The organism is Hyphococcus formosus, assembly GCF_046736345.1.
In the GTDB taxonomy this organism is placed as follows: Bacteria; Pseudomonadota; Alphaproteobacteria; order Caulobacterales; family Parvularculaceae; genus Hyphococcus; species Hyphococcus formosus.
The window spans coordinates 1121666-1147809 of sequence record NZ_CP157210.1; the positions used below are offsets into that span (position 1 = coordinate 1121666).

The window sequence follows — 26144 nt, forward strand, 5'->3', positions numbered from 1 at the left end:
TGTTCTGTGTCCGTCCTAAATCTGTGGTTTAAACGCGCTCGATGATGGTGGCTGTGCCCATGCCCGCACCGATACAAAGCGTTACTAGCGCCGTGGATTTTCCAGAGCGCTCAAGTTCGTCAACCACGGTACCCATGATCATAGCGCCCGTTGCCCCCAACGGATGTCCCATCGCAATTGCGCCACCATTCACGTTGATGTCGGAATGATCAATATCGAGCGCCTGCATGAAGCGAAGCACGACAGAAGCAAAGGCTTCGTTCAGCTCCCACAGGTCAATGTCTTTCTTATCCATGCCAGCACGTTTGAGCGCTTTTTGCGCGGCAAACTCAGGACCGGTCAGCATAATTGTCGGCTCAGAACCGATGGATGCCATGGAAACGATCCGCGCACGCGGCTTAAGGCTGAGTTTCTTACCGGCCTCTTCATTACCGATCAGAACACCAGCGGCACCATCAACAATCCCAGAGGAATTGCCCGCATGATGAACGTGATTGATTTTCTCAAGCTCACCATATTTTTGCAGCGCGACTGCATCGAAGCCGAAATTTTCACCGAGCATCGCAAATGACGGGTTTAAAGCGCCAAGCGACTGCATATTCGTATCCGCACGGACTGTCTCGTCATGATCGAGAAGCGTCCCGCCCATTACGTCACGCACAGGCATAATCGATTTCTCAAAGCGCTTTTCTTTCCATGATTGCGCCGCGCGTTTTTGGCTTTCGACTGCATAAGCATCGACGTCATCCCGTGACAGGCCATATTTGGTCGCGATCAAATCGGCTGAAATGCCCTGCGGGACGAAATAAGTCTTGAACGCAGTCTCAGGATTGGTTGGCCATGCGCCACCGTCTGAACCCATGGGCACGCGGCTCATCGATTCAACGCCGCCGCCGATCGTTACATCGGCTTCGCCCGCTTTCACTTTCGCAGCAGCGATGTTGATGGCCTCAAGGCCACTCGCACAAAAGCGGTTAACCTGAATGCCTGAAGTTGTCTCATCATATCCTGCATTCAAAACAGCAGTCCGCGTGATCACGGCACCTTGTTCACCAACCGGAGAGACACAGCCCATTGCCACATCTTCGACGGCATCGGCTTCGAGACCATTCCTGTCGCGAATCGCTTCGAGTACCTGCGTGGCCAACTGCACGGGTGTAACCTCATGCAAAGACCCATCGGATTTGCCTTTTCCGCGCGGTGTGCGCACTGCGTCATAAATATAGGCTTCTGTCATTCTCGCGTCCTTTCGACCGAAATCAGTGTCGTCTTTGATATATTCTTGCGGCGCGTGGCGTTTACCCAACCACAACCTACTCTTACCTAATTAAGCGCCGGGCCAAGCCGTTGCAATGCTGCTATGCAGCGGCCAGAAATGTTGAACTTTCGGCCCAATAAAAGTGGCGTACAGCGCGGGTTTCGGGCATGGAGCCATTATGAACCATTAGAAGTTCGGTCCATATTTCAACTCGTAGAATGGAAACGCAATGGAAACGTCATCACCGCTCAGCTCAATCCGCGAACGGATCCGCAACCACTATCTATTGTCTGAGGAAACGCTGGCCCCACGACTTATTGATGCCGTGGGTCTGGATGACGCCACACGAGACCGCGCACAGGAAGAAGCCGCATCATTTGTGCGCGCGGCGCGCGCCGGTGCCGTCCGCTCAGGATTGATCGATAAATTCCTGCAGGAATATGGTCTATCAACGGCAGAGGGTGTCACGCTCATGCGTCTCGCAGAGGCATTGCTGCGTACCCCAGACGCCGCAACCGCAGACGCATTGATCGAAGACAAGATCGAAGCGGGTGATTGGGCGGCCCACAAAGGGAAAAGCCCCTTCCCACTGGTGAATTTTTCAACACGGGCGTTGATGCTAACGGCTGCGTGGCTTGACGATATCGAAGCCAAAGACCCCGTGCGCAAAATGGCAGCCGCAACCAAAGCGGCCCTCGACCGTCTGGGCGAGCCTGTCATTCGCGCATCGGTCGCACAGGCCATGCGCATCATGGGCGAACATTTTGTTCTCGGCGAAACAATTGATAGCGCCATGAAACGTGCCCGGCGTTTTGCGGACAAGGGATATGTCTTTTCATTCGATATGCTTGGTGAAGCCGCACATACTGCAAAAGACGCAGCGAAATATTATCGCGATTACGAGAATGCGATCGAAGCCATCGCCAAACATTCAACCCGTGATCGCGCCGCAGAAAATCCCGGTATATCGGTCAAGCTTTCGGCCCTGCATCCGCGCTATGAGTTTGTCAAAAAAGAGCGGGTACTGACCGAATTGGGCGACCGCGTCCGCGCGCTGGCCATAAAAGCCAAGGCCGCGAATATGGGCTTTAATATCGACGCGGAAGAGGCAGATCGCCTCGACCTGTCGCTCGATATTATTGAGCAGCTCATGCGTGACCCCGCCCTTGCTGATTGGACGGGCTTTGGCGTTGTGGTCCAAGCCTATCAACGACGCGCATCAGACGTTCTCGATTGGTTGGCGACCCTCTCCCGCGAAACCGGACGACGGATCATGGTCCGACTTGTTAAAGGGGCCTATTGGGACTCGGAGATCAAACGCGCCCAAGTCATGGGCCTTGAAAGCTATCCGGTATTTACCCGTAAGGTATTGACTGATCTCAGCTATATCGCCTGCGCTCGGAAACTGCTTGAAAACACAGACGTATTCTATCCGCAATTTGCGACCCATAATGCGCTTACCGCAACGATGGTAAAAGCAATGGCGGGCGATTACACCGATTACGAATTGCAACGCCTCCACGGCATGGGCGAAGCACTGCATGACAGCCTGATCGAAAGCGGCGTCCGGTCTCGTATCTACGCGCCTGTGGGCGGTCACAAAGAATTGCTGCCCTATCTCGTCCGGCGTCTACTTGAGAATGGCGCGAACTCATCCTTCGTCAATCAGTTGATCGATCCGGATTTATCCGTAGACGACGTGGTTGCCGATCCGCTGGAAGAGATCGCCGAGCTAACCCAATTCGCCAATCCGAATATTCCTGCCCCGCGCAATTGCCTATATGGCGAACGGTTATCGGCAAAAGGTCATGACGAAACCCATCCGCCAACCGCGGAAAACTTTTCGCCTGAAGCGCGGTCAACACTACCGAAGCTCGTTGCAAAACCGATCATTAATGGCGAGCTGCGGAACGGAAAAGGCGTCGATGTCACGAATCCCGCAAATCATGACGATATCATCGGGCGGGTCGAAAACGCTGCTGAAAGTGACGTCAATGATGCCTGCGAAACTGCTCATGCCTATGCAGCCGAATGGGCGAACACGCCGGTACAAAAACGCGCGCAGGCCCTTCAACTCGCTGCGGACCTTCTTGAAGAACGCGATCATCTGTTTATGGCGCTTGCGGTATTTGAAGCCGGCAAGAGCTGGCCAGATGCAATTGCCGAAGTCCGCGAGGCGGTCGATTTTCTTCGCTATTATGCCTTGCAAGCAGAACGTTTGGACGGCGAACCCGTTGGCGTGATCGGCTGTATATCTCCGTGGAATTTCCCGCTCGCCATTTTTCTCGGACAGGTAAGCGCGGCTCTTGCCGCGGGGAATTGCGTCATCGCGAAACCCGCAGAACAAACACCCCTGATCGCGTTCGCGGCCGTACAGCTATTGCACGAAGCGGGAATCCCCGCTGGCGCGCTACATTTCCTGCCTGGCGACGGCCCCGAAGTGGGCGGGCCCCTTGTTGCAAACGAACATGTTAGCGGCATTATCTTCACAGGTTCGACCGAAGTCGCCCAGATCATTAAACGCGGCCTTATTAGCGCCGGAAAGCATGACGCAATCCTAATCGCGGAAACTGGCGGCATAAATGCAATGATCGTCGACTCGACGGCCCTTCTTGAACAAGCTGTTACCGATACGGTCGCATCGGCGTTTCAAAGTGCCGGGCAACGTTGTTCTGCATGCCGCGTGGTCTGCATTCAAGAAGATGTGGCCGACCGGTTTATCGAAATGCTGGAAGGCGCAATGGCGGAAATGACCGTCGGCAATCCTGCCCTACTTTCAACCGATGTCGGCCCCGTTATCGACGCTGAGGCAAAACAGAATATCGCTAATCACATCCGTAGACTGAGCGATATTGGTAAAAAGGTCGCCGAAATTGGAACCCCAGACAAAAACGGCACCTTCATTACGCCGGCAGCCTATGAGTTGCCCTCCATCAGCGACGTCACACAGGAAATATTCGGCCCCGTCCTTCATGTCGTACGGTTCAGCGCCGATCATCTCGATAACCTGATCGAGGAAATCAATGCGCTCGGCTTTGGTCTGACCATGGGCGTTCACACCCGTATTGACGAGACGATGGAGAAAATTTCTCGCCGCGCTCGGGTGGGTAATCTTTACGTGAACCGCAACCAAATTGGCGCGGTTGTCGGGGTTCAGCCTTTTGGCGGCGAAGGCCTTTCCGGAACCGGCCCCAAAGCCGGTGGCCCTCACTACATGTCCGCCCTTGTCAAACGGCAGCGACCCGACAACGAAAATTCAGTTCCGATCAAAGAAGGCGGCTTATCGCAGATCGAAGATGAAGCACTGACTGCCGCTGCTCTTAGCTATCGCGCATGGAACAGCGCCGACCGGGCTCGCTTTGTCAAAGAGATCGCATCCCATCTCGACGCGCCGGAAGCTGCGGCAATTTCAGCAGTAATCGACGGCATTGAACTTAACGTCGAACTCCCCGGCCCGACCGGCGAATCCAACACGCTCAAACAGCGCGGTCGCGGTGTTGCCCTATGCTTGGGCGGTGAAAACGCACTTAAGCAAATTCTTATGGCCTTGGCGTGCGGCAATACGGTGGTAGCTGCAGATAATGAAGCGGCACAAATGGTCAAAACTGCCGCTGAGAAAGCGTCACTCCCTGCGGGGGTATTGTCTCTCGTCAGCGAACAGGTGACGACGGGCTTATTGAACGATCACCGTATTCGGCTTGTTGCCTTTGACGGTGGTGCCGATGCCCGCGCCGCCATTGAAAAGCAACTCGCCACACGCCAAAGCTCGATAATCCCGCTGGTTTCGACGCTGGATGCACCGTGGCGTTACATGACCGAGCGGACGCTGACCATCAACACAACTGCTGCTGGCGGCGACGTCCGTTTGTTGTCTCTAGGCGAATAGGGTTAAAATACCTGCTGGCGACCGGATCCTGCGACATTCATCGCGTCGGAGGAGCCGTTCGCCGCAGCGCGCTTGTATTTCAACCCGGACAGGCTTTGTTTTTATGAATAAACCCGAGCAATTACAAAGTTCTGAGTACGCCCAGATGAGTTCCGCCGATATCACCGCGCGCCAAGCCGCGCCGTTCATACCAACCCAGGGGCGATCCCGCGGGTGGATGAACTGGTTTTTTGCGGATAAGGGGCGGATGTTCTGGATCCTTCAGATCGCTGGTTGGTTCGGATTCTTCGTTCTTCATATTCTGAGCGTGTCATCATTCGTAGCCGGAAGGTCACCGGATGCGCTTCTTTATTCCGTCGCATCATCCTTAATCGGGTTCATGACGACCAGTATTCTTGCCCGCCCAATTTATTGGTTCGCGCGCCGCCAAGGTCCGGCTGTGCTTCTGTTAATCGTCATGACATCGACCTTGTTAATGGCCGTTGCCATGTCAGCCATGAAAGCGCAGACCTTCGGCTATCTGTTCGGCAATGCCTGGATGGATTTACGCGGTGCCAGTCTTGGTACTCGAAACTTCCTTGTGCTGATTTCACCGGATTTGCCCGTCAATATCTTTTTGCTGGGTTCATGGGCAGGGTTTTATTTCGGCATCAATTATTATCTGAAGCTGCGCAATGAAACTGATCGCGCCCTACACTCAGCGCGCCTCGCCGATCAGGCACAATTAAAAATGCTGCGCTATCAGCTTAACCCGCATTTTCTATTCAACACGCTCAATGCAATCTCGACATTGGTGATGGAGCAGGACGGCAAACAAGCTAACGCCATGCTCACGCAATTGTCTGCCTTCTTGCGATATTCACTCGATAGCGATCCGTTGCAGAAAACGACACTCGCCGACGAGATCAGGGCGCTACAGCTCTATCTTGCGATCGAGAAAACACGCTTTGATGATCGTTTGAGTGTAAAATTCGACATCGATGATGACACAATGGATGCCTATGTGCCGTCACTCATTCTTCAGCCCGCCATCGAAAATGCAATTAAATATGCGATCGCGTTGATGGAAAGTGGCGGCGAAATTCGCATCGAAGCAAAGCGCGAACGGGATACGCTGGCACTGCGCGTCTGTGACAACGGCCCCAATGCGCCCGACGATCCGCGCGCATTATTATCTGACGTGAAAAATGGCGTTGGCCTCGTCAATATGCGTGATCGGCTTTTATTTATGTATCAGGAGCGGGGCCAGTTTCAGCTTAGCAAAGCCGATCCGCAAGGGCTTTGCGTCAGCTTGCGCTTACCGTTCGAAACACGGGGATAGATGATGAGTGACGAAAAAATCCGCGTTCTACTCGTAGATGATGAACCGCTTGCATTGCGCGGACTAAAACTCCGGCTGGAAAAATTTCCGGAAGTCGAGATTATTGGTCAGTCTACGAATGGGCGAGAGGCGGTAAAGGACATCAAAGCGTTATCTCCCGATCTCGTTTTTCTCGATATTCAAATGCCAGGCCTCGACGGTTTCGGCGTGGTGCGTGCCTTGATCGGCGCGCCGGCCCCTTTGTTTATCTTTGTCACGGCCTACGACAAATATGCGATCGAAGCATTCGAAGCCAATGCGCTCGATTATATTGTAAAGCCAGTCGAGGAGGAACGATTGAGCGATGCCCTACATCGCGCTCGCGAAGCGATCAAAAATAAAGTTGCCGCGAGCCGCGAGTCGAAATTGATCGAGATGCTGGCGTCTTTGTCTGATGATGATCGCGACCGCATCAAAGAGCTGATAAGCGATCCCGCTTGGACAGAAAAACAACGATATTCGGAACGGTTGTCATTCAAGGACGGTTCAAAAGTCGTGGTTCTCATGGCCGACGAAATCGAATGGATTGATGCTGCTGGCGACTATATGTGCATTCATGCTGGCGGAAAGACCCACATAATTCGCGAAACCATGAAGGCCCTGCAGGCCCGGCTTGACCCGGCGCGGTTCCAGCGCATTCACCGGTCTGCGATCGTCAATATCAGCAAGGTGAAAGAGCTGCATCCGCATTCGAATGGTGAGTATTTCATCATTCTTGAAAACGGCGCGGAGTTGAAATTATCGCGATCATACAAAGAAGTGGTCGCGCGTTTTCTATAAATTTGAATTGGCATATTCGGCTCTACGCGACTAGGTTAGCCTATTTGCGAGCGTCGAAATGCCGATCCTACTTGTCATTCTGTTCTTTCTGACGGCGGCCCTTTACGCATCAGTCGGTTTCGGTGGCGGCTCAACCTATAACGCGCTTCTGGTTTTAAATGGCGTTGACTACCGCGTTCTTCCGACGATTGCTCTTCTTTGCAACATCATCGTCGTTGCTGGCGGCACATTTCGATTTGCGCGGTCCGGACATCTAAAATTCAAATCGCTCTATCCCTTCATTATAATGTCGATACCGCTTGCGTGGCTCGGCGGGCGCATTCCGGTTTCGGAAACACTTTTTATCGGCGCGTTGGGATTTTCGCTTCTCTTTGCGGGGCTTCATCTCGCCTTCAGCCGGGTGTCCGAAAGTGATCAAAAACAAAAGACACGACCGGTGTTTATTTCCGCAATAACGGGCGGCGGCATAGGGTTTTTGTCTGGCCTCGTAGGGATTGGCGGCGGCATCTTTTTGGCACCGGTTCTCTATTTTTTAAGATGGGGACGACCAAAAGAAATCGCGGCGGCATGCAGTTTCTTCATTTTGGTGAATTCGATTTCTGGCCTTGCAGGGCAAATTACTAAACTCAATGACCTTGGCATATTCTCGATGGTCACGCCCTATTGGCCGTTATTCCCTGCCGTTCTGGTTGGCGGGCAATTGGGCTCGATGCTTGCCAATGATCGATTGCAGAGCATCACGATAAAGCGCCTGACCGCGCTCTTGATTTTATATGTAAGTGCTCGCCTGATCCTGCGCTGGTTGAATATTGTATTCTAACGTAAACGGATGACTTCTACTTCATCACCCGCGTTCAACGCTGGTGCTTCGACTTCTCGGCGTATAAGGCCGTTGGCGTTACCGAATGGTGACAAGAGCGAGCTATCCTGATTTACGGCAGGAACGACTTTCAACCGGCCCGTTTCACCGATGATCTGGCCACGCAAATAAAGCTCTCGGCGTCCATTCGCGCGGATCGGTTCGGCCAATTCGGCAATTTCCCGGACAGGTCGCGTCACATCGGCAGCAAGTTTTCGCACGAGCGGCTGTAGGAATAGCGCCGCGGTGACAATCGCCGAAGCCGGATTACCCGGCAGACCGAGCACCAGTGTTTTATCGATATTACCGAACCATGTTGGCTTACCCGGCTTTACGGCGATTTTCGTAAAATCGATCTCGCCGCCGACATCGGAAAATGCCGTTTTAACATAGTCATAATCGCCCACGGACGCGCCTCCAATTGGTACAATAACATCCGCATCCTGACCTTGTTCAAAATACTGGCATAAAACGGTAACGTCATCTGGCGCACGGCCGAGATAAATGGGCTCACCGCCCCACGCCTTGATCATTGCGCTTAATGCGTAGCGATTTGAGTTGACGATTTGCCCCGGCGATAGGTCTGCACCGGGCTCAACCAGTTCGTCGCCATTCGCAAAAAACGCCACTTTTGGTCGGCGCATGACCTCAATTTTCGGGATATTGGCCGCGGCACAAATAGAGCCATGAATTTCGTGAAGGCTGGTCCCCGCCTTGACGATGACATCACCCTTCAAAAAATCGATCCCTGCCGCGCGAATGTTTGACGATCCGGATTGCTCGGCCTCAATACAAATGATGTCGCCATCACGGCTGACGTCTTCTTGAATGACCACATAATCCGCACCAGCCGGAACAACGCCGCCCGTATAAATTCGAACAGCACTTCCGGGCTTTACTTCGCCATCAAAGGGCGTGCCCGCCGGTGCCTCGCCAATGATGCGAAGCTTAGCGCCTTTTACGGCGTCTGCTTTTATGACCGCATAACCGTCCATCGCCGACGCCGCATAAGGTGGCTGCGTGATTTCCGCTTTGACATCGGTCGCAGCAATTCGCCCCACAAGTGCGGAAATAGAGACCTGTTCCGTACCTAGTGGCGCTGCCCTATTCAATATTCGTGAAATCGCGTCATCGACAGTTATCATTATGCCTCGCGGGTAAAATCTGATTTGCCGCCGGACTTCTCCAGCAATTTTACGTCTTCGATGGTCATCGATTTATCGACCGCTTTCGCCATATCGTAAACCGTCAGGCATGCCGTCATCACCGCCGTAAGCGCTTCCATTTCGACGCCGGTTTTGCCGGTCGTTTTCACTTTTGCCGTAACATTAAACGAATGCTGTTCATCGTCAGGGAGGATTTCCAAATTGACGCCCGTTATCGGCAATGGATGACAAAGCGGGATAAGATCACTTGTTCGCTTTGCGCCCATAATGCCGGCTAACTCCGCGATTTTTCCGATATCGCCTTTCTTGACGCCTTTACTACGAATAATCTCATAGCTGCTTTTTGAAAAAACGACACGCCCACTCGCGACCGCATGGCGATCCGTGTCCGCTTTCGCCGACACATCAACCATCTGTGCACGACCCTTTTCGTCAAAATGCGTCAATTTATCGGTCATTATTGTTCCATCAAACGCGGCATAAGTTCGACCAGATTGCACGGCCGATGGCGCGAATCCAACTGAAACGAGATCACTTTATCCCATCCATCTTTTACCGCCCCATTTGAGCCCGGCAAACAAAAGATGAATGTCCCGCGCGCAAGGCCCGCAGTCGCCCGTGATTGCAGGGTCGAAAGACCAACAGACTGAAAACTCACTTGGTGAAAAATTACGGAAAAGCCTTCGATCTCTTTTTCGAAAAGCGGCTTCACAGCATCCGGCGTCACATCGCGTCCTGTCAAACCGGTTCCGCCGGTTGAAATCACGACGTCGACCGTCGCATCGTCTATCCATTTCGAAACTCTATCCTGGATCGCCTCTTTATCATCGCGAACGATTGCGCGATCCGCGAGTTCGTGCCCCGCCGATTTAACCCGCTGCTCTAGGACATCACCGGAGGTATCATTATCAGCAGTGCGGGTATCTGATACGGTCATTATGGCGACACGTACCGGTTTAAATTCCAACGCTTCATTTATTCCATGCATCTTACTTACCTTTTTTCCACCGTGCGGCGTCGTTATAATCGTCCGAGCGCGGTTCAATCCACGATTGTCCGTTTGCGCGAATTTCCTTTTTCCAAAACATGGCTTCAGTTTTTAGATAATCCATCAGGAAGTCCGCCGCTTCAAACGCATCGCGCCGATGAGCCGAACTCACACACACCATCACAATCGCCTCTCCCGGCAGTAATTTGCCGACACGATGGATGATGGCCACCCGGTTGATTGCCCAGCGCGATAACGCCTCATCTTCGATCTTTTGAATAGAGCGCTCGGTCACGCCCGGATAATGCTCTAAAACGAGTGCGGTAACCGTGTCATTCTTGGCAGCGGCTCGCACCTTCCCAACAAAACTGACGATTGCGCCCTCGCCTTGTTCACCATCTTCAAAACGGGCGAGAAATTCACTGGCGACAAAGGGGCGATCAGCGATTTCGATCATAAGATTACCCCCCACTTACAGGCGGCAAAAATCCGATCTCATCGTCGTCGCTAATTGAGGCGGTTTTTTCCGACATCTCTTCATTAATGACGACACGGACGGATTGTTCTTTCAATGCCGCACCGAGATGATTGTCCGCATCTTCAAAATATGAAATCAAATCGCTGACGAATTTAATCGACGTTCCTAATGGAATTTCGCGTTGCGCAGAACCAGCGAGTTCCCGTAATTTTCCGAAAAACAAAACCCGTGCCACTTTATCCTCCCGTTACCGACATATGCCGAGGAACAGAAGGATCGGCCCCACGTTTAGAAATTTCGAAATTATGCCGCTCCGGTTTTTTGATCATCGCCTGATCGAGCGCGGAGTTGAGTTCGTCAATTGGATTTTCGCCGCGCAAAGCCGCGCGCAAATCGATCTTATCGGAATGGCCGAGGCACATATAAATCTGCCCCGTACATGTTACCCGAACGCGATTACATCCCGCACAGAAATTATTGGTGAGCGGCGTTATAAACCCGAGTGTTCCACCGGTTTCCCGCACGCGGACATAGCGCGCCGGACCGCCGGTTCTTTTTTCCATTGGATCAAGCGTCCATTGCGTTTCTAAAATATCCCGCACAGCGCTAAGCGGCAGGTATTGATCTACGCGGTCCTCATCAATGGCCCCGAGCGGCATCACCTCAATGAGGGTTAAATCCATCTGCCGGCCATGGGCCCACGAAATCATTTCCGGTATTTCGTGATCGTTAAAGCCTTTAAGCGCTACCGTGTTGATTTTGACCTTCAATCCAGCATTCTGCGCGGCATCCAGCCCCTGCAATACCTTTGATAAAACATTGCGCCGGGTCAGCTGGGTAAATTTCTTATCATCTAGCGTATCCAAGGAAACATTGATCCGCTTGACCCCGACAGATTTCAAAACATCCGCATGATGATAAAGCTGTGTCGCATTGGTCGTCAGGGTCAACTCCTCAAAGTCACCTTTCTCAAGCCGCCTTCCAAGCCTCGCCATCAGCGTCATAATATCCCTCCGGGTCAGCGGCTCGCCCCCGGTTACCCGAATTTTTTTAACGCCCCGGTCAATAAAGGCACCGGAGAGAATCTCTAACTCTTCGAGGCTTAACACTTCGCGCTTCGGAAGAAACTGCATTTCTTCGGCCATGCAGTAGGTACAGCGCAGATCACATCGGTCTGTTACTGACAATCGCAGATAATCGATATGGCGACCAAAGCTATCTTTGAGCGGTAATGTTGTCACTGTCTACCTCTGCGATGTCGGTTCATAAATCACCGATCCGACTTTGCCTTTACAAACGCTCACTATGCCATCGAATATGGTCATCAATGAAGCTCGCAATAAAATAATATGAGTGATCGTAACCTTCTTGCATCCGGAGCGTATGGGGCTGCCCCGCCCGTTCAGCCGCCGCGGCAAAAATCTCTGGTTTTAATTGTTCCACCAGAAAATTATCTGCGGTTCCCTGATCTATAAGAATTTCAGCCTTACTCGGGATACGCGACACCAAAACCGAAGCATCATATTCGGCCCAGGCTGCTTCATCCGGGCCAAGATAATTGGAAAGCGCTTTTATGCCCCAAGGCACCTGCGATGGCGCGACGATGGGTGAAAATGCTGAGCAGGTCTTGAATATTTCGGGATTTTTCAAATGAATTGTTAGCGCGCCGTGACCACCCATTGAATGTCCGAAAATGCCAAATCGTTCGGGGTCTACCGGAAACGATTTTTTTACAAGCGTCGGCAACTCACGGGCCACATATTCATACATATTATAATTTTGGGACCATGGTTCTTGCTGCGCATTCACATAGAAACCGGCACCCAGGCCAAAGTCATAAGCACCATCGGGGTCGTCCGGCACATTCTCACCGCGCGGTGATGTATCGGGCGCAATAATGACCACACCTAATTCGGCCGCCATGCGCTGGGCACCGGCTTTTGAAATAAAGTTTTCTTCGGTACAGGTCAGGCCAGATAGCCAGAACAACGCCGGAAATGGCCCGTCGCCATGCTTGGCCTTAGAGGGCGTGAAAACCGCAAACCGCATTTCACAGCCGCAGGCTTCGCTTTGATGCGAATAGACCGATTGCGTTCCGCCGAAAGTTTTTGTGGCACTTAGCTCTTTAATGATGCTTCTCCATTATCCGACGTTGACTTGCCTTAGAATACGACAACCGAACGGATGCTCTTGCCTTCGTGCATTAGATCAAACGCGTCATTAATTTTTTCGAGCGGCATCGTATGGGTAATCAGATCATCAATATTGATTTTCTTATCCATATACCAATCGACAATTTTCGGCGTATCGGTGCGACCACGTGCACTGCCAAAGGCAGAGCCTTTCCAAACTCGGCCAGTCACAAGCTGGAATGGCCGCGTAGAAATTTCTTTACCCGCTTCCGCAACGCCAATCACAACTGAAGTGCCCCAACCGCGATGACAACATTCAAGCGCCTGACGCATGACATCGGTGTTCCCGGTGCAGTCAAAGGAATAGTCTGCGCCGCCACCGGTAAGTTCAACCAGTTTATCGACAACATTTGACGCGCCAATTTCAGCCGCGTTTACAAAATCGGTCATCCCGAATTTTTCGGCAATTTCGCGTTTTGCAGGATTAATATCCACACCAACAATTTTGTCAGCGCCAACAAGCGCCGCCGCCTGAATTACGTTCAATCCAATTCCGCCAAGACCAAACACAACGACATTGGAGCCAGGCTCTACGCCTGCTGTCCAGATCACTGCACCAACGCCGGTGGTGACACCGCAACCAATATAACAAGCCTTATCAAAAGGCGCGTCCTTGCGAATTTTTGCGACGGCAATTTCCGGCATGACGGTGAAGTTCGAAAAAGTCGAACAACCCATATAGTGATGCAAGGTCTGGCCTTTAAAGGAAAAGCGGCTGGTGCCGTCCGGCATAAGGCCCTTTCCTTGCGTCGCCCGAATTGAAGTGCAGAGATTGGATTTTTGCGACAAACAGGTTTTACACGTCCGGCACTCTGGCGTGTAGAGCGGGATCACATGATCGCCCGGTTCCACCGAGGTCACACCGGCACCAACTTCGCGCACGATACCCGCGCCCTCATGGCCGAGAATCGACGGGAATATCCCTTCGGAATCTTTACCTTCGAGCGTGTAGGCATCGGTATGGCAAATGCCGGTGGCCATAATCTCGACCAATACTTCGCCGGCCTTTGGCCCTTCCAGATCGACTTCCTCGATTACAAGAGGCTTGTTTGGTTCAAATGCGATGGCGGCTCTGGTCTTCATGGCGAGTCCTGCTTCTTTTGTGATTTCGTCGTTATCGGCGCTTTATAGGCCATGATGCCGCCCCTTTCCAGTGGGGGAACCCAACGAAAACGAAAGGCTAGCGCCTATTTTAGAGTAAAACTTGTGTGATCGCGAAAAGCGATGCGACCGATATAAAATTGCTATCAATATGCGGCGTGATTTTCGAAGTGGGATTTACCACTTGCTCAGCATACCGCTTTTTTTAATCTAAAAAACGACTGTCTTGGCACCGTTCAAAATTACGCGATCTTCGATGAAGCTCGTGACTGCGCGCGCCAATACGCGGCGTTCAACATCTCTACCGCGGCGGATAAGATCCTCTGGCGTGTCCACATGGGAAATATGCTCAACGTCCTGCGAGATGATGGGGCCTTCGTCGAGATCCGGCGTCACAAAATGCGCTGTTGCGCCGATCACCTTCACGCCGCGCGCATGGGCCTGATGATAGGGCTTAGCGCCCTTGAACCCCGGCAAAAAGCTATGGTGAATATTGATGCAACGGCCCGCCAGATATTGCGCCAGATCATCGGACAGGATTTGCATATAGCGCGCGAGCACGACCAGTTCTGCCCCCGTCTCTTCAATGATTTTCTTAATCTGCGCTTCCTGCTGTGGCTTTGTATCTTTTGTCACCGGCAGATGATGATAGGGAATATCTCGTATCGACGTCAGGTTTAACGTCTCGCGCGGATGGTTAGAAATAATCCCGACGACATCCATATCCATTTCGCCAATGCGGCGACGATAAAGAAGGTCACCAAGACAGTGGTCGAATTTGGAAACTAGAATCAATACACGCTTTCGCTGATCCTTTGGCCGGATTTGCCAGTCCATTCCGAATTGCTGGGCGATTGGCTCGAAATTTTCGAGGATTTTTTCGTGGCTGCATTGCTGATCATCAAGGTCAAAGACCACCCTCATAAAGAACTTACCGGTTTCGGTATCATCAAATTGATGCGCATCAAGAATATTACCGCCGGACTCGAATAAAAGTCCCGCAACTGTCGCGACAATACCGGGCTTATCAGTACAAGAGAGCGTAAGAATATATGCTTTTTTCATCACTTTTTACTCAACATTTCAGTCAAAATTCGGTGGTCTCTGATCTGACACCGACAATTTCTTTTCAAGCGCCGCACCAAGCGCAAGTATTTTCCGCTCTTCAAACAGATCCGCCCAAAGGCTGATACCACGCGGCGCTTTAAAAGTTTGTTTTTGTATCGGCTCATCAAATAGTGAAAGCGCCGGACGTTGCGAGAAGCCCGCCCGCAGCGCCAATTGTGGATGGCCGGTCGCGTTTGTGGCCAATAGTGCACCGCCAGCAAAATGAGGTCCGATGAGCGCGTCGAAACCCTCAAACGCGGTCATCATATCTTGCATCAAGCGCCGGCGCAGTCGATCTATCTGAACATAATCAACAGCGGACACAAACCGAGCCGCCCGCCACGCATTTGGCCATGCTTCTTTTGCCTGCCACACCAATTCGTCATCGCGGTTTGAGAGTGTAAGGTCAGCGAACGCAGCGGCGGCTTCGACCTGCACGATCTCGATCAGCGAACCAAAATCGATTTCTGGCCAAGGAAATTCTTTAAGAGTGACACCGATATCCTTTAATGCCTCAAGCGCTTTGCGGTCCGCGCTATCTCCCTCTTCGAACCAGGCCGGCACAAATCCAACTGTCATCTTGGTTATATCTTGCGGCTCATAGGTAAAACCTACACGCGCCGCCGAAGGATCGTCCGCATCAAAACCATTAATCGCAGATAATACGGCTGCGTTATCTTCGACCGTTCGGCAGATCGGCCCGACTTTATCAAGCGACCAACATAGCGCCATAAACCCGGCGCGCGAGACACGACCAAATGTCGGCCGCAATCCGGTTGTACCGCAGCGTTCGGAAGGTGATATGATTGAGCCAAGCGTTTCGGTGCCAATTGAAAAAGCGCAAAGACCACCAGCAACCGCAGAGGCTGAGCCTGCGCTGGAACCGGACGATCCTTCTTCGGCGTACCACGGATTGCGCGTTGTCGCCGCAAACCATTGATCGCCATAGGCAATAGCCCCGCAAGCTGTTTTGCCCAATAAAACAGCGCCCGCGCGGCGCAATTTTCTTGTGACTTCGGCGTCCGTTTCCGGAAACCGATCTTTATAGGGCATTGCGCCCCAACTCGTTAAAACATTCTTGGTGTCAGCAAGGTCTTTAAGGCCGTAGGGAATGCCTTGCAGCGGTCCGCGATCGCGCCCCTCCGCAAAGTCCACATCCGCCTTAGCTGCCTGCGCCCGCGCCAGATCAGCCGTTACAGTGATATAGGCGTTCAGCGTGCCATTATATTTCTCGATCCGGCGTAAATATATATCCGTCAACTGAGCGCTTGTGATTGCGCCCGCCCTGAGCCAGTGCCCCTGCTCAACCACGCTTGCAAATGCAATATCTGCCTCGGATTGCGGCAAATCCCGCGTCACTTCGGACAGGTTCAACCGGTTTTTCTGTGACGGGATTTTTTTACGCGGTAGCTTCGGGTCAAACACACAGGCTGGAGCCAGTTCATTCGGAAACTCAATCGCCCGCAATGCCGCGAGCGTGGTTAAGCGCTGCTCAATATCATCGAGCATCATCGCCCGTTCTTGCGGCGTATATTCGATGCCCTGTAATTTCTCTGCTGCGGCGATCGTCTTGGTTGTCAGGTCATCCTCGGCACCGGAATTTTGCCCCCCGTCATCACCGCCGGGATTACAGCCGCCCATCGCGCCGAATGCGCCGGTCAATGCCGCACCACGTAGCAGCGCGCGTCTGTCGGTTTTTATGTCCACCGGAGGCCCCTCATCGGTCATTTTCGCCTATTTAGTCAAAACTGCCCCGAACCCCCGTCTTTCACAAGCAAAAATCGCCAAGTCTATGAAATTGTTAGTTATTGTCGCTCATTGACGCGGTTGACCAAGGGCGCCAAACCTAGGGGTAATATTATGAACCGATGAGGAAAGAATGCGCCAAGCCTTTTATAGCAGAATCGCAGAGACCATTGCCGATATTCGCGATCAGGGCCTCGAAAAACTCGAGCGTCAGATCACATCCCCGCAGGGACCCGTTATCGAAGTCGATCATAAGGGCGAACGAAAACGCGTATTGAATTTCTGCGCCAATAATTATCTTGGCCTCGCCGATAACAAGGAAATCGTCGATGCCGCCAAATCGACTATGGATGATTATGGTTTTGGAATGGCGTCGGTCCGGTTCATTTGCGGAACGACAGACCTTCACCGGAAAGTCGAAAAGGAAATAGCCGATTATCTAGGCTACGAAGATGCGATTCTGTTCGCGGCCTGTTTCGATGCGAATGGCGGTGTGTTTGAACCTCTACTCGAAGCCGACGATGCGATCATCTCTGATAGCCTGAACCATGCGTCGATCATCGACGGCGTTCGGCTTTGCAAGGCAAAACGCTACCGGTTCAAAAACTCCGACATGGATGATTTGCGCAAGAACCTCGAACAAGCCGATCTGGATGGTGCACGAACAAAACTCATCGTGACTGACGGCGTCTTTTCGATGGACGGCTATATCGCAAACCTCAAAGAGATCTGCGCGCTTGCCGAAGAGTTTGGTGCGCTCGTCATGGTCGATGATTGCCACGCCACTGGCTTTATGGGCCCCCATGGTGAAGGCACACCCGCCCATTGCGGCGTCGCCAAACAGGTCGATATTCTGACAGGCACACTCGGCAAGGCGCTTGGTGGCGGAATGGGCGGTTATATTTGCGCAAGCAAAGACGTCGTTCATTTGTTGCGCAACCGCGCACGACCATATCTGTTTTCAAACGCACTGACACCGGCCTTGCTCGGCGCAACGATGAAAACCATCGACCTCGTTCGAAATGGATCGGCGCTCAGGGAGCAACTCTTTAGAAATGCCAACCGGTTCAGACAGCAAATGAGTGACGCGGGGTTTGAGCTATTGCCCGGCGAGCACCCAATCATTCCAATAATGATATATGATGCGCGGAAAGCCGCGCAGCTTGCAGATGCGTTGATGGACGAAGGTGTCTATGTGACCGCATTCTCTTATCCGGTTGTGCCAAAGGGACAGGCCCGGATTCGCACACAGATGTGCGCTGGCCATAGTGACGAGCAAGTTGACGCCGCCGTGAACGCGTTTATTAGCGCTGGCAATAAAATTGGCGTGATTTAGGAGCGTTCGATGAAAGCATTAATGAAAGCCAAGCCCGAAGAAGGCATTTGGATGGTTGACACCAGTCGGCCAGAAATCGGCCCTAATGATGTATTGATCAAAGTCAAAAGGACAGCGATCTGCGGCACAGACATGCATATTTACAATTGGGATGCATGGGCACAAGAAACGATTCCCGTACCGATGACTGTGGGCCATGAATTTTCCGGCGAGATTATTGAAATTGGTTCCGAAGTCCATCTCGAACATTTCAATATGAAAATCGGTGACCGCGTTTCCGCAGAGGGGCACGTAACATGCGGATATTGCCGCAATTGCCGTGCGGGCCAACGTCACCTCTGCCGCAATACCGTTGGCGTCGGTGTTAATCGTCCCGGGTCGTTTGCAGAGTATGTGTCAGTGCCGGCATTTAACGTCTACAAATTACCGGCTGACATCTCCGATGATATGGGCGCGATCTTTGACCCCTATGGAAACGCGACCCATACCGCGCTCGCCTATGACCTTGTTGGCGAGGACGTTCTGATCACCGGCGCTGGCCCTATTGGCATTATGGCTGCCGCGATTGCGCGTTTTGTTGGTGCACGTCACGTTGTCATCACTGACGTCAATGATTACCGCCTGGAACTTGCCGAAAAAATGGGCGCGACCCGTGCGGTCAATGTAACCAAACATGCCCTGCGCGATGTAATGAACGAACTCGGCATGACCGAAGGGTTCGATATCGGTCTTGAAATGTCAGGCGTACCGTCTGCATTTGAATCGATGCTCGACACCATGAATCACGGCGGCAAAATTGCTATGCTTGGCATCATGCCGAAAGGTGCCGGTATTGACTGGGACAAAGTGATTTTCAAGGGCCTTGAAATCAAGGGGATCTATGGCCGCCGCATGTTTGAAACCTGGTATAAGATGGGTGCAATGCTGCAAGCGGGATTGGATCTCTCTCCGATTGTCACCCATCGCTTCCCGATCAATGATTTCCAAAAGGGTTTTGATGTAATGGGTTCCGGGCAATCTGGTAAAGTTATATTGGAATGGTGAGCCAGCAAACGAGCCCATGCACGGATTGATCAAATCAGCTCTCGGAATACTCGCTGTCGGCCTGATTGGCACGGCAGCACTAGTCAGCGACTATATTCCGGGGTCTGCGCAATCTGTTGAACAGGTTTTGCTGGAAGATGCGCAACGGGCTGTGCCGCCAGAATTGCCTATTGATCTCGCTATTGATGGTCAGAAACTCATCCTTAAAGGTGAATTAAACGATACTGACACCCGCACGCGCACGCTTGCCCTTGCCGCCGACGCGGTTTGGTCCGGCGGCATTATCATGGGCGGAATCACTGCGATCGATGCATCGGGCCTCAAAGTCACCACGCTGCCGCCAAAAGCAGATCCATTCATATGGTTCGCGGAAAATGAAGGTGACGCGCTCGTATTTTCAGGGTTCGTGCCAAGCGCGGCGGCCCGCGAAACACTATACAGCCTCGCAGAGGATATATTCACCGGGCATGAGATTTCCGGCACGCTCGAAATCGCTAGTGGGGTTCCCGGTACGGATGCGGACTGGGTCAAAGCCGCATCGGCATTGCTGCGGGGTCTTTCCTATTTGCGCGATGGCGTCGCGCAGGCAAATGGACCCGAATTTTCGCTCAATGGTGTAACGCGCACTAGCGAGAACGAAGCCCTCGCCCGTGCGGCGATGACGTCCCTACCCGATTTTTACCGGTCAAATATTCTGATCAATATCTCGCCGGCCCCTGTGTCTATTGATGACCTGTTGACTGAAACCGTTTTGGACGATGCCGTGGTCAAAAGCCCCGTCGAGACGACCGACCAGGAAACAGAAATATCCAGCGAGCCCAATAATGTCACTGTTAGATGCCGTGACGACATCGCGGCAATAATCGCACGGCGAAAAATTGGCTTTTCAAGTGCGCTCGCCGATCTAGATTTACCGTCTCGAAATCAGTTGCGTGAGATTTCCACGAAATTGAACGAATGTGAAAATATACGCCTACGGATTACCGGACATACAGACTCAAGTGGGAACGCTAACCGCAACCGACAACTCAGTGGCTATCGCGCAGATGCGGTTCGCGCCTTTATGATCTCGGTCGGCGCACCTGCGGAACGACTTTCAACCCGCGGTGCTGGCTCATCAGAGCCGCTTGTCAGTAATGCTACACCGGCTGGTCGCGAGCAAAATCGACGTATAGAATTCGACATCATTACCGACGACAATTAGCCGATAATTCCCGGTACGCCCTTGCAAATTGCGAGGAAAAACCACACTAAATTGAGATCAGGACATAAAAAATCAGGAGTAATGCATGTCTCGTATCGATGACCGTTTAAAAGAACTCGATATCACCCTGCCGGATCCGGTAGCGCCGGTCGCCAATTATGTCCCCTTCGTCAAGTCTGGCAATCTGGTTTTCATCTCAGGCCAAGTCTCAATCGGTGCTGATGGCCTGATTACTGGCAAAGTCGGACAGGATTTATCTGTAGAAGCCGGGGTAGAGGCAGCCAAGGCCTGCGGCATCAACTTGATTGCACAACTCAAAGCCGCATGTGACGGCGATCTTGATCGGGTTGTGCGCGTCGTAAAGCTCGGCGGATTTGTGAATTGCAATCCTGATTTCACGGACCAACCAAAGGTCGTCAATGGTACTTCTGACCTTATGGTCGAAGTCTTTGGCGATGCGGGGCGTCATGCCCGCGCGGCTGTTGGCGCACCAGCGCTGCCGCTAAACGCCGCCGTTGAAGTTGATGGAGTTTTTGAGATCAAATAATGCCTGATGGGTCGGAGACAGTAACAGCGCGAACGCTCGCCTCTATTGGCGAGATTCGCGCGGATATCTGGAACGATCTCGCAAACCCGCCCGGCGCTCCGTATAACCCGTTTGTCAGTCACGAATTTCTTTTAGCGCTCGAAAAATCGAAATCGGTTGCGCCAGAGGTCGGCTGGGCACCGATGCATTTGGTGCTCGAAAGCGGGGATAAGACGCTTGCTATCGCGCCGTTATATGCAAAGGGCCATAGTCAGGGCGAGTATATTTTCGACCATCACTGGGCCGATGCCTATGCCCGAGCCGGGGGAAATTATTACCCGAAACTTTTATGCGCGGTTCCGTTTACGCCCGCACAGGGGCCGCGCTTACTAGCAAAAGACACAACTGCGAAACGCCACCTTGCTCAGGCACTCGTTCAAGTAACCGAAGCGATCGGTGCATCATCGGCGCATGTGAATTTCATCATGAACGATGACAAAAACGCGCTCGAACAATCGGGCTACTTGCTGCGCATGGGCGAGCAATATCATTGGCTCAACAATGGCTATGGGTCTTTTGATGATTTTCTGGAAGCGCTTTCCTCGCGCAAACGAAAAGCCATCCGCCGCGAAAGGCGCGAAGCACAAAAAGACGTAACGATCAGGCGATTGGTCGGTGACGAAATCACTGAACGATATTGGGATGCTTTCTGGACATTCTATCAAGATACAGGCGCGCGAAAATGGGGCACGCCATACCTCACCCGGAGTTTTTTCCGCGAAATCGCATCATCGATGCCCGAGCGGATTTTGATGATTGTTGCGGAGCAAGACGAAATACCCATAGCCGGCGCGCTAAACATGATTGGCGGTGACACGCTTTATGGGCGCTATTGGGGCTGTACGGTTGATATCCCTTTTCTCCATTTCGAGCTTTGTTATCATCAAGCCATCGATTTTGCGATTGATGCCGAACTTTCGCGGGTCGAAGCTGGCGCACAAGGCGATCATAAAATTGCCCGCGGCTATGAGCCTGTGGCGACCTGGTCGGCGCATTGGCTTAGAGACGAGCGCTTCCGTGATGCAATCGCCCGCTACCTCGACGCAGAGCGGCGCAATATTGATGACGAAATCACGGCGCTCAAAGACTTCACCCCTTTCAAAAAAACCTAAACCCGAGTGATCTATGAAAGTTATCAAACGAATTCGAGATCAGCAGGAGGCAAAGATTATTGTCAGCTTCCTAAACGCCAACGGCATAGCGGCGGAGTTACTTGATGGGGCGATGAATTCGGTCCTTCCTGTCTTGCCGCGCGGGGTTAGAATTGCTGTTCCCGAGGATCAGGAACAAACGGCGCTCGCGCTTATCGAAAAAGCGCAATCGGGTGAACTAACGATCGACGAAGAGGACGAATAATGAGCCTGAATGAAACTTACGACAACGACAATGTTTTCGCGAAGATCATTCGCGGGGACCTTCCGAGCGTAAAGCTGTTTGAAGATGACAAGATCCTATCCTTTATGGATGTGTTCCCGCAGAGCAGTGGCCATTGCCTCGTTATTCATAAACAGGCAACCGCTACCAATCTGTTTGATATTGACGAAAAAAGCCTCGGCGAGATCATGACAGCGACGCAAAAAGTGGCGCGAGCCGTTAACGATGGTCTAAGCCCGGATGGCATTCGCATTGTCCAGTTCAATGGCGCGCCTGCGGGTCAAACGGTGTTCCACCTCCATTTCCACATCATTCCGGTGTATGTGGATAAAACACTAGGCGATCACGCTTCTGGCGGCCCTGCCCCAACCGATCAATTGGAAGAATTAGCCCAGAAAATTCGCGCGAAACTTTAACGAATCCCCGCTCACATTTGCTCTCAAATATGTGTTTTGCCCTCGGGCAAGGGCACCGCTATCTGTTATCTCACAGGCGGGATCAGCCCCCCCTCGAGCGAATGGCATCTCCCCCTCGGTGCACATTCGCTTTTCTCGCCTGTATCGTGCCGTGCGTATTGCGGTGCTTGATTTGGACGGCAGGTGCATTAGCCCCCCGCTAATTTCGATGCATCTGTGAAGGCCGCCGCGCTTCTTCCCTCGCGGCGGTCTTCGTGCATTCGGGAAAGACTTTTGGCGCGCGTGGCCGCGCTAGTACAGTATCCAAAGATAAATCGAATGGTGTCAAAGCCCGCCGACACGGCGTGATTCATGATAAAATTTTAGGCGCAAAAAAACCCGCAGCGGAAAATGCTGCGGGTTTTAAAATTATTCGACAAGTGCAGGAACCGAAGACCCGTCACCGCCGTCTTTTGGCTTGTCGGTATTTTCCGTATCTGGAAGATACTCGAAGGCAAGCTTGGTGGCGTCATCCTTATCGAGAAGGACCTTCACAAGGCCGCCATTTTTAAGGCTACCGAACAGAATTTCGTCGGCGATTGGCTTTTTGACATGCTCTTGAATGATACGTGCCAATGGCCGCGCGCCCATTTCATCGTCGAAACCACGTTCCGCAAGCCATTTAGTGGCCCCATCAGAAAGCTCGAAAGTGACCCCGCGGTCCGCGAGTTGAACTTCCAGTTGCAGCACGAATTTCTCAACGATGCGATTGATAATCGCAGGTGAAAGCCCTGCAAATTGAATGGTCGCATCGAGGCGGTTTCTAAACTCAGGTGTAAAGAGCCGCTTGATCGCCGCATCGGTTTCGTCGACCTTTCTGCCGCCAGCAAATCCGATTGCAAATTTCGCCGCATCGGACGCGCCTGCATTGGTCGTCATAATAATAATCACATTACGGAAATCGACCTTGCGGCCATTTGCATCCGTAAGCTGACCATTATCCATGACCTGCAGCAGGATATTGAAAATTTCCGGATGGGCCTTTTCAATTTCGTCCAAAAGCAAGACGCAATGCGGGTTTTGGTCAATCGCGTCGGTCAAGAGACCGCCCTGATCGAACCCGACATAGCCAGGCGGCGCACCTATAAGCCGCGAAACTGTATGCCGTTCCATATATTCCGACATATCGAACCGCACGAGTTCCATTCCCATGACGAGCCCGAGTTGCTTTGCAACTTCTGTTTTACCAACACCCGTCGGCCCCGCGAAGAGATAAGACCCAATCGGTTTTTCTGGTTCGCGCAACCCAGCCCGCGCCAGCTTGATTGCCGCCGCGAGTTGGTCGATGGCTTCGTCTTGGCCGAAAACAACCCGGCGTAAATCTTCGCCCAGCTTTTGCAGCCGCTCTGTATCTGATTTCGATACGCTCTTCGGCGGGATGCGCGCCATCTTGGCCACAACCTCTTCGATCTCCGGCTCGTCGATAACCTTTTTACGATTATCAGCGGTGAAGAGCATCTGACGCGCACCAGCCTCGTCGATCACATCAATCGCTTTATCCGGCAGCTTTTTGTCAGTCATATATTTCGCTGACAGCTCTGCTGCAGCGCGAATCGCTTCGTCCGTGTACTTAATTTTATGGTGATCTTCGAAATAAGGTTTCAATCCCATGAGGATTTGAATTGTATCTTCTTTCGAAGGTTCCAAAACGTCAATTTTCTGGAACCGCCGCGCGAGCGCACGATCTTTCTCAAAGTGCTGACGATATTCCTTATAGGTCGTAGACCCCATGCAACGCAGCGCACCCGATTGAAGCGCAGGTTTTAACAGGTTCGACGCATCCATCGCGCCGCCAGAGGTCGCACCAGCACCAATTACGGTATGAATTTCGTCGATGAACAGAACAGCATCTTCATGTTCTTCGAGTTCTTTAAGAACCGCTTTGATCCGTTCTTCAAAATCACCGCGATAACGGGTGCCCGCCAAAAGCGAGCCCATATCGAGGGAATAAATGGTCGAACCGGCCAAGACTTCGGGCACGTCTTCGTCGACGATTTTACGCGCTAACCCTTCAGCAATCGCGGTTTTACCGACGCCCGGATCACCAACCAAAAGCGGGTTGTTCTTGCGGCGACGACATAGCACTTGGATCGAACGCTCAACCTCGCTGTCGCGCCCAATAAGCGGGTCAATTTTACCCGAACGCGCTTTTGCGTTCAAATCGACACAATAAGATTCCAGCGCGCTTTCCTGTTTCCCGGTTTGCGCTTCCGCTTCTTCTCCAGCTCCGCGCGGCGTTCTTTGCTGGCTCTCGCCGGCACGTTTCGCAATGCCATGCGAGATATAGTTCACAGCATCGAACCGGCTCATATCCTGCGCCTGAAGGAAATGCGCAGCGTGGGATTCGCGCTCGGCAAAAAGTGCGACGAGCACATTCGCGCCCGTGACTTCTTCACGCCCAGACGCCTGAACGTGGATCACCGCACGCTGAATTACCCGCTGGAAACTGGCCGTCGGTTTGGCTTGCTCACCATTTTCGAGTTTCAGATTCGCAAGGTCGTTTTCGATGAATTCGTATAGCTGGCGACGAAGCAAATCGACATCAACATTACATGCTCGCATCACCGCAGCGGCATCTTGGTCGTCGGTCAAGGACAGCAACAAATGTTCGAGCGTCGCTAATTCATGATCGCGCTCAGTCGCCAGTGCAATCGCACTGTGAAGCGCTTCGTCGAGATTTCTACTAAATGACGCCACTTGCTACTCCCGTTCCATCGTACATTGCAGCGGATGCTGGTTCCGACGCGAATATTCCATTACTTGCGCAACTTTGGTCTCCGCGATTTCATAGGTGTAAACACCGCACACACCGATTCCGCTCTGATGAACGTGCATCATAATGCGGACTGCCTCTTCGGCGTCCTTTTTGAAGACGGCCTGTAACAACCACACCACAAATTCCTGCGGAGTGTAATCGTCATTGAGCAAGAGCACTTTGTAGAGCGATGGACGCTTTGTCTTGGGCGCTGTTTTCGAAACAACCCCTACGCCTTGCCCTGGCCCTTGGCCATTGTCGTCGTCATGTTCGTGGTCTTCAGCCATAAGTCTTTTGGTTTCCATATCCCGGCAGGATACAGCAATCTGCCGTTTTCGTCTTTCGCTTTCCAATATCGTCTTATTAGATATGTAATCAGATCTGGTTGAAAAGACGCAAATTTTTCACCGGCCCAGAAACTTTCCAATATCTGGACAAAAAAAGAGGTCGGCGATACGCACCGACCCCT

Annotated in this window: 24 protein-coding genes; 11 read left to right on the forward strand and 13 right to left on the reverse strand. The window is 52.3% G+C overall.

Features of this window, described 5'->3' with window-relative positions; all coding sequences use genetic code 11:
* Nucleotides 1-28 precede the first annotated feature (28 nt).
* A complete protein-coding gene (locus tag ABFZ83_RS05210; protein ID WP_411818372.1) occupies nucleotides 29-1237 on the reverse strand; it encodes an acetyl-CoA C-acetyltransferase in 1209 nt (402 codons plus the stop codon).
* Between the two features lie 250 nt (nucleotides 1238-1487).
* Here ABFZ83_RS05210 and putA point away from each other — a divergent pair, with 250 nt between their 5' ends.
* From putA to ABFZ83_RS05230, 4 genes are all read left to right on the forward strand, one after another.
* Nucleotides 1488-5144 carry a bifunctional proline dehydrogenase/L-glutamate gamma-semialdehyde dehydrogenase PutA gene (putA, locus tag ABFZ83_RS05215; RefSeq protein WP_411818373.1) on the forward strand — a complete coding sequence of 1219 codons (3657 nt, stop codon included), beginning with the start codon at nucleotides 1488-1490 and terminating at the stop codon, nucleotides 5142-5144.
* Nucleotides 5145-5361: 217 nt separating this feature from the next.
* The gene (locus tag ABFZ83_RS05220; protein ID WP_411818374.1) at nucleotides 5362-6465 is read left to right on the forward strand and encodes a sensor histidine kinase; all 1104 of its coding nucleotides are present in this window, start codon (nucleotides 5362-5364) and stop codon (nucleotides 6463-6465) included.
* Nucleotides 6466-6468: 3 nt separating this feature from the next.
* On the forward strand, nucleotides 6469-7284 hold the full coding sequence (locus ABFZ83_RS05225) for a LytR/AlgR family response regulator transcription factor (RefSeq protein ID WP_411818375.1): 816 nt from the start codon (nucleotides 6469-6471) through the stop codon (nucleotides 7282-7284).
* Nucleotides 7285-7342: 58 nt separating this feature from the next.
* Nucleotides 7343-8104, forward strand: coding sequence for a sulfite exporter TauE/SafE family protein (locus ABFZ83_RS05230; RefSeq protein ID WP_411818376.1), 762 nt, complete (start codon nucleotides 7343-7345; stop codon nucleotides 8102-8104).
* Here ABFZ83_RS05230 and glp read toward each other — a convergent pair.
* The 10 genes from glp to ABFZ83_RS05280 all read right to left on the reverse strand — a co-directional run bounded on the left by glp (nucleotide 8101) and on the right by ABFZ83_RS05280 (nucleotide 16882).
* Entirely contained in the window at nucleotides 8101-9288 is a 1188-nt protein-coding gene (gene glp / locus ABFZ83_RS05235; protein ID WP_411818378.1) for a gephyrin-like molybdotransferase Glp, read from the reverse strand. The two genes, ABFZ83_RS05230 and glp, sit on opposite strands and share 4 nt — an antisense overlap.
* Nucleotides 9288-9767 (reverse strand): cyclic pyranopterin monophosphate synthase MoaC, encoded by a 480-nt coding sequence (moaC, locus tag ABFZ83_RS05240; RefSeq protein WP_411818379.1) that lies wholly within the window; start codon nucleotides 9765-9767, stop codon nucleotides 9288-9290. Before moaC ends, glp begins: the two co-directional genes overlap by 1 nt.
* Entirely contained in the window at nucleotides 9767-10297 is a 531-nt protein-coding gene (gene moaB / locus ABFZ83_RS05245; RefSeq protein ID WP_411818380.1) for a molybdenum cofactor biosynthesis protein B, read from the reverse strand. Before moaB ends, moaC begins: the two co-directional genes overlap by 1 nt.
* Nucleotide 10298: 1 nt before the next feature.
* Nucleotides 10299-10754: a molybdenum cofactor biosynthesis protein MoaE gene (locus ABFZ83_RS05250; protein ID WP_411818381.1), complete on the reverse strand. Its 456-nt coding sequence runs from the start codon at nucleotides 10752-10754 to the stop codon at nucleotides 10299-10301.
* A gap of 4 nt (nucleotides 10755-10758) precedes the next feature.
* Complete coding sequence (locus ABFZ83_RS05255; protein ID WP_411818382.1) at nucleotides 10759-11010, reverse strand: MoaD/ThiS family protein; 252 nt, start codon at nucleotides 11008-11010, stop codon at nucleotides 10759-10761.
* Nucleotide 11011: 1 nt separating this feature from the next.
* On the reverse strand, nucleotides 11012-12016 hold the full coding sequence (gene moaA, locus ABFZ83_RS05260; RefSeq protein ID WP_411818383.1) for a GTP 3',8-cyclase MoaA: 1005 nt from the start codon (nucleotides 12014-12016) through the stop codon (nucleotides 11012-11014).
* Nucleotides 12017-12065: 49 nt separating this feature from the next.
* Nucleotides 12066-12905, reverse strand: coding sequence for an S-formylglutathione hydrolase (fghA, locus tag ABFZ83_RS05265; RefSeq protein WP_411818805.1), 840 nt, complete (start codon nucleotides 12903-12905; stop codon nucleotides 12066-12068).
* 32 nt (nucleotides 12906-12937) lie between these two features.
* Nucleotides 12938-14050, reverse strand: a complete 1113-nt coding sequence (locus ABFZ83_RS05270) for an S-(hydroxymethyl)glutathione dehydrogenase/class III alcohol dehydrogenase (RefSeq protein ID WP_411818384.1) — start codon at nucleotides 14048-14050, stop codon at nucleotides 12938-12940.
* Nucleotides 14051-14278: 228 nt separating this feature from the next.
* Nucleotides 14279-15133: a formyltetrahydrofolate deformylase gene (gene purU, locus ABFZ83_RS05275; RefSeq protein WP_411818385.1), complete on the reverse strand. Its 855-nt coding sequence runs from the start codon at nucleotides 15131-15133 to the stop codon at nucleotides 14279-14281.
* 18 nt (nucleotides 15134-15151) lie between these two features.
* Nucleotides 15152-16882: an amidase gene (locus tag ABFZ83_RS05280; protein WP_411818386.1), complete on the reverse strand. Its 1731-nt coding sequence runs from the start codon at nucleotides 16880-16882 to the stop codon at nucleotides 15152-15154.
* A 172-nt stretch (nucleotides 16883-17054) separates the two neighbouring features.
* Here ABFZ83_RS05280 and ABFZ83_RS05285 point away from each other — a divergent pair, with 172 nt between their 5' ends.
* From ABFZ83_RS05285 to ABFZ83_RS05315, 7 genes are all read left to right on the forward strand, one after another.
* Nucleotides 17055-18257, forward strand: coding sequence for a glycine C-acetyltransferase (locus ABFZ83_RS05285; RefSeq protein WP_411818387.1), 1203 nt, complete (start codon nucleotides 17055-17057; stop codon nucleotides 18255-18257).
* 9 nt (nucleotides 18258-18266) lie between these two features.
* Nucleotides 18267-19301 (forward strand): L-threonine 3-dehydrogenase, encoded by a 1035-nt coding sequence (tdh, locus tag ABFZ83_RS05290; RefSeq protein ID WP_411818388.1) that lies wholly within the window; start codon nucleotides 18267-18269, stop codon nucleotides 19299-19301.
* 16 nt (nucleotides 19302-19317) lie between these two features.
* Nucleotides 19318-20505, forward strand: coding sequence for an OmpA family protein (locus ABFZ83_RS05295; RefSeq protein ID WP_411818389.1), 1188 nt, complete (start codon nucleotides 19318-19320; stop codon nucleotides 20503-20505).
* Nucleotides 20506-20590: 85 nt separating this feature from the next.
* Nucleotides 20591-21052, forward strand: coding sequence for a RidA family protein (locus ABFZ83_RS05300; protein WP_411818390.1), 462 nt, complete (start codon nucleotides 20591-20593; stop codon nucleotides 21050-21052).
* A complete protein-coding gene (locus ABFZ83_RS05305) occupies nucleotides 21052-22203 on the forward strand; it encodes a GNAT family N-acetyltransferase (RefSeq protein WP_411818391.1) in 1152 nt (383 codons plus the stop codon). Before ABFZ83_RS05300 ends, ABFZ83_RS05305 begins: the two co-directional genes overlap by 1 nt.
* Nucleotides 22204-22216: 13 nt before the next feature.
* Nucleotides 22217-22447 carry a putative signal transducing protein gene (locus ABFZ83_RS05310; RefSeq protein ID WP_411818392.1) on the forward strand — a complete coding sequence of 77 codons (231 nt, stop codon included), beginning with the start codon at nucleotides 22217-22219 and terminating at the stop codon, nucleotides 22445-22447.
* Nucleotides 22447-22881: an HIT family protein gene (locus tag ABFZ83_RS05315; protein ID WP_411818393.1), complete on the forward strand. Its 435-nt coding sequence runs from the start codon at nucleotides 22447-22449 to the stop codon at nucleotides 22879-22881. The genes ABFZ83_RS05310 and ABFZ83_RS05315 overlap by 1 nt, the downstream gene beginning before the upstream one ends.
* A 408-nt stretch (nucleotides 22882-23289) precedes the next feature.
* Here ABFZ83_RS05315 and clpA read toward each other — a convergent pair whose 3' ends face one another.
* Both clpA and clpS read right to left on the reverse strand, forming a co-directional pair.
* A complete protein-coding gene (gene clpA, locus ABFZ83_RS05320) occupies nucleotides 23290-25617 on the reverse strand; it encodes an ATP-dependent Clp protease ATP-binding subunit ClpA (protein ID WP_411818394.1) in 2328 nt (775 codons plus the stop codon).
* A gap of 3 nt (nucleotides 25618-25620) precedes the next feature.
* Complete coding sequence (gene clpS / locus ABFZ83_RS05325) at nucleotides 25621-25962, reverse strand: ATP-dependent Clp protease adapter ClpS (protein ID WP_411818395.1); 342 nt, start codon at nucleotides 25960-25962, stop codon at nucleotides 25621-25623.
* Nucleotides 25963-26144 lie beyond the last annotated feature (182 nt).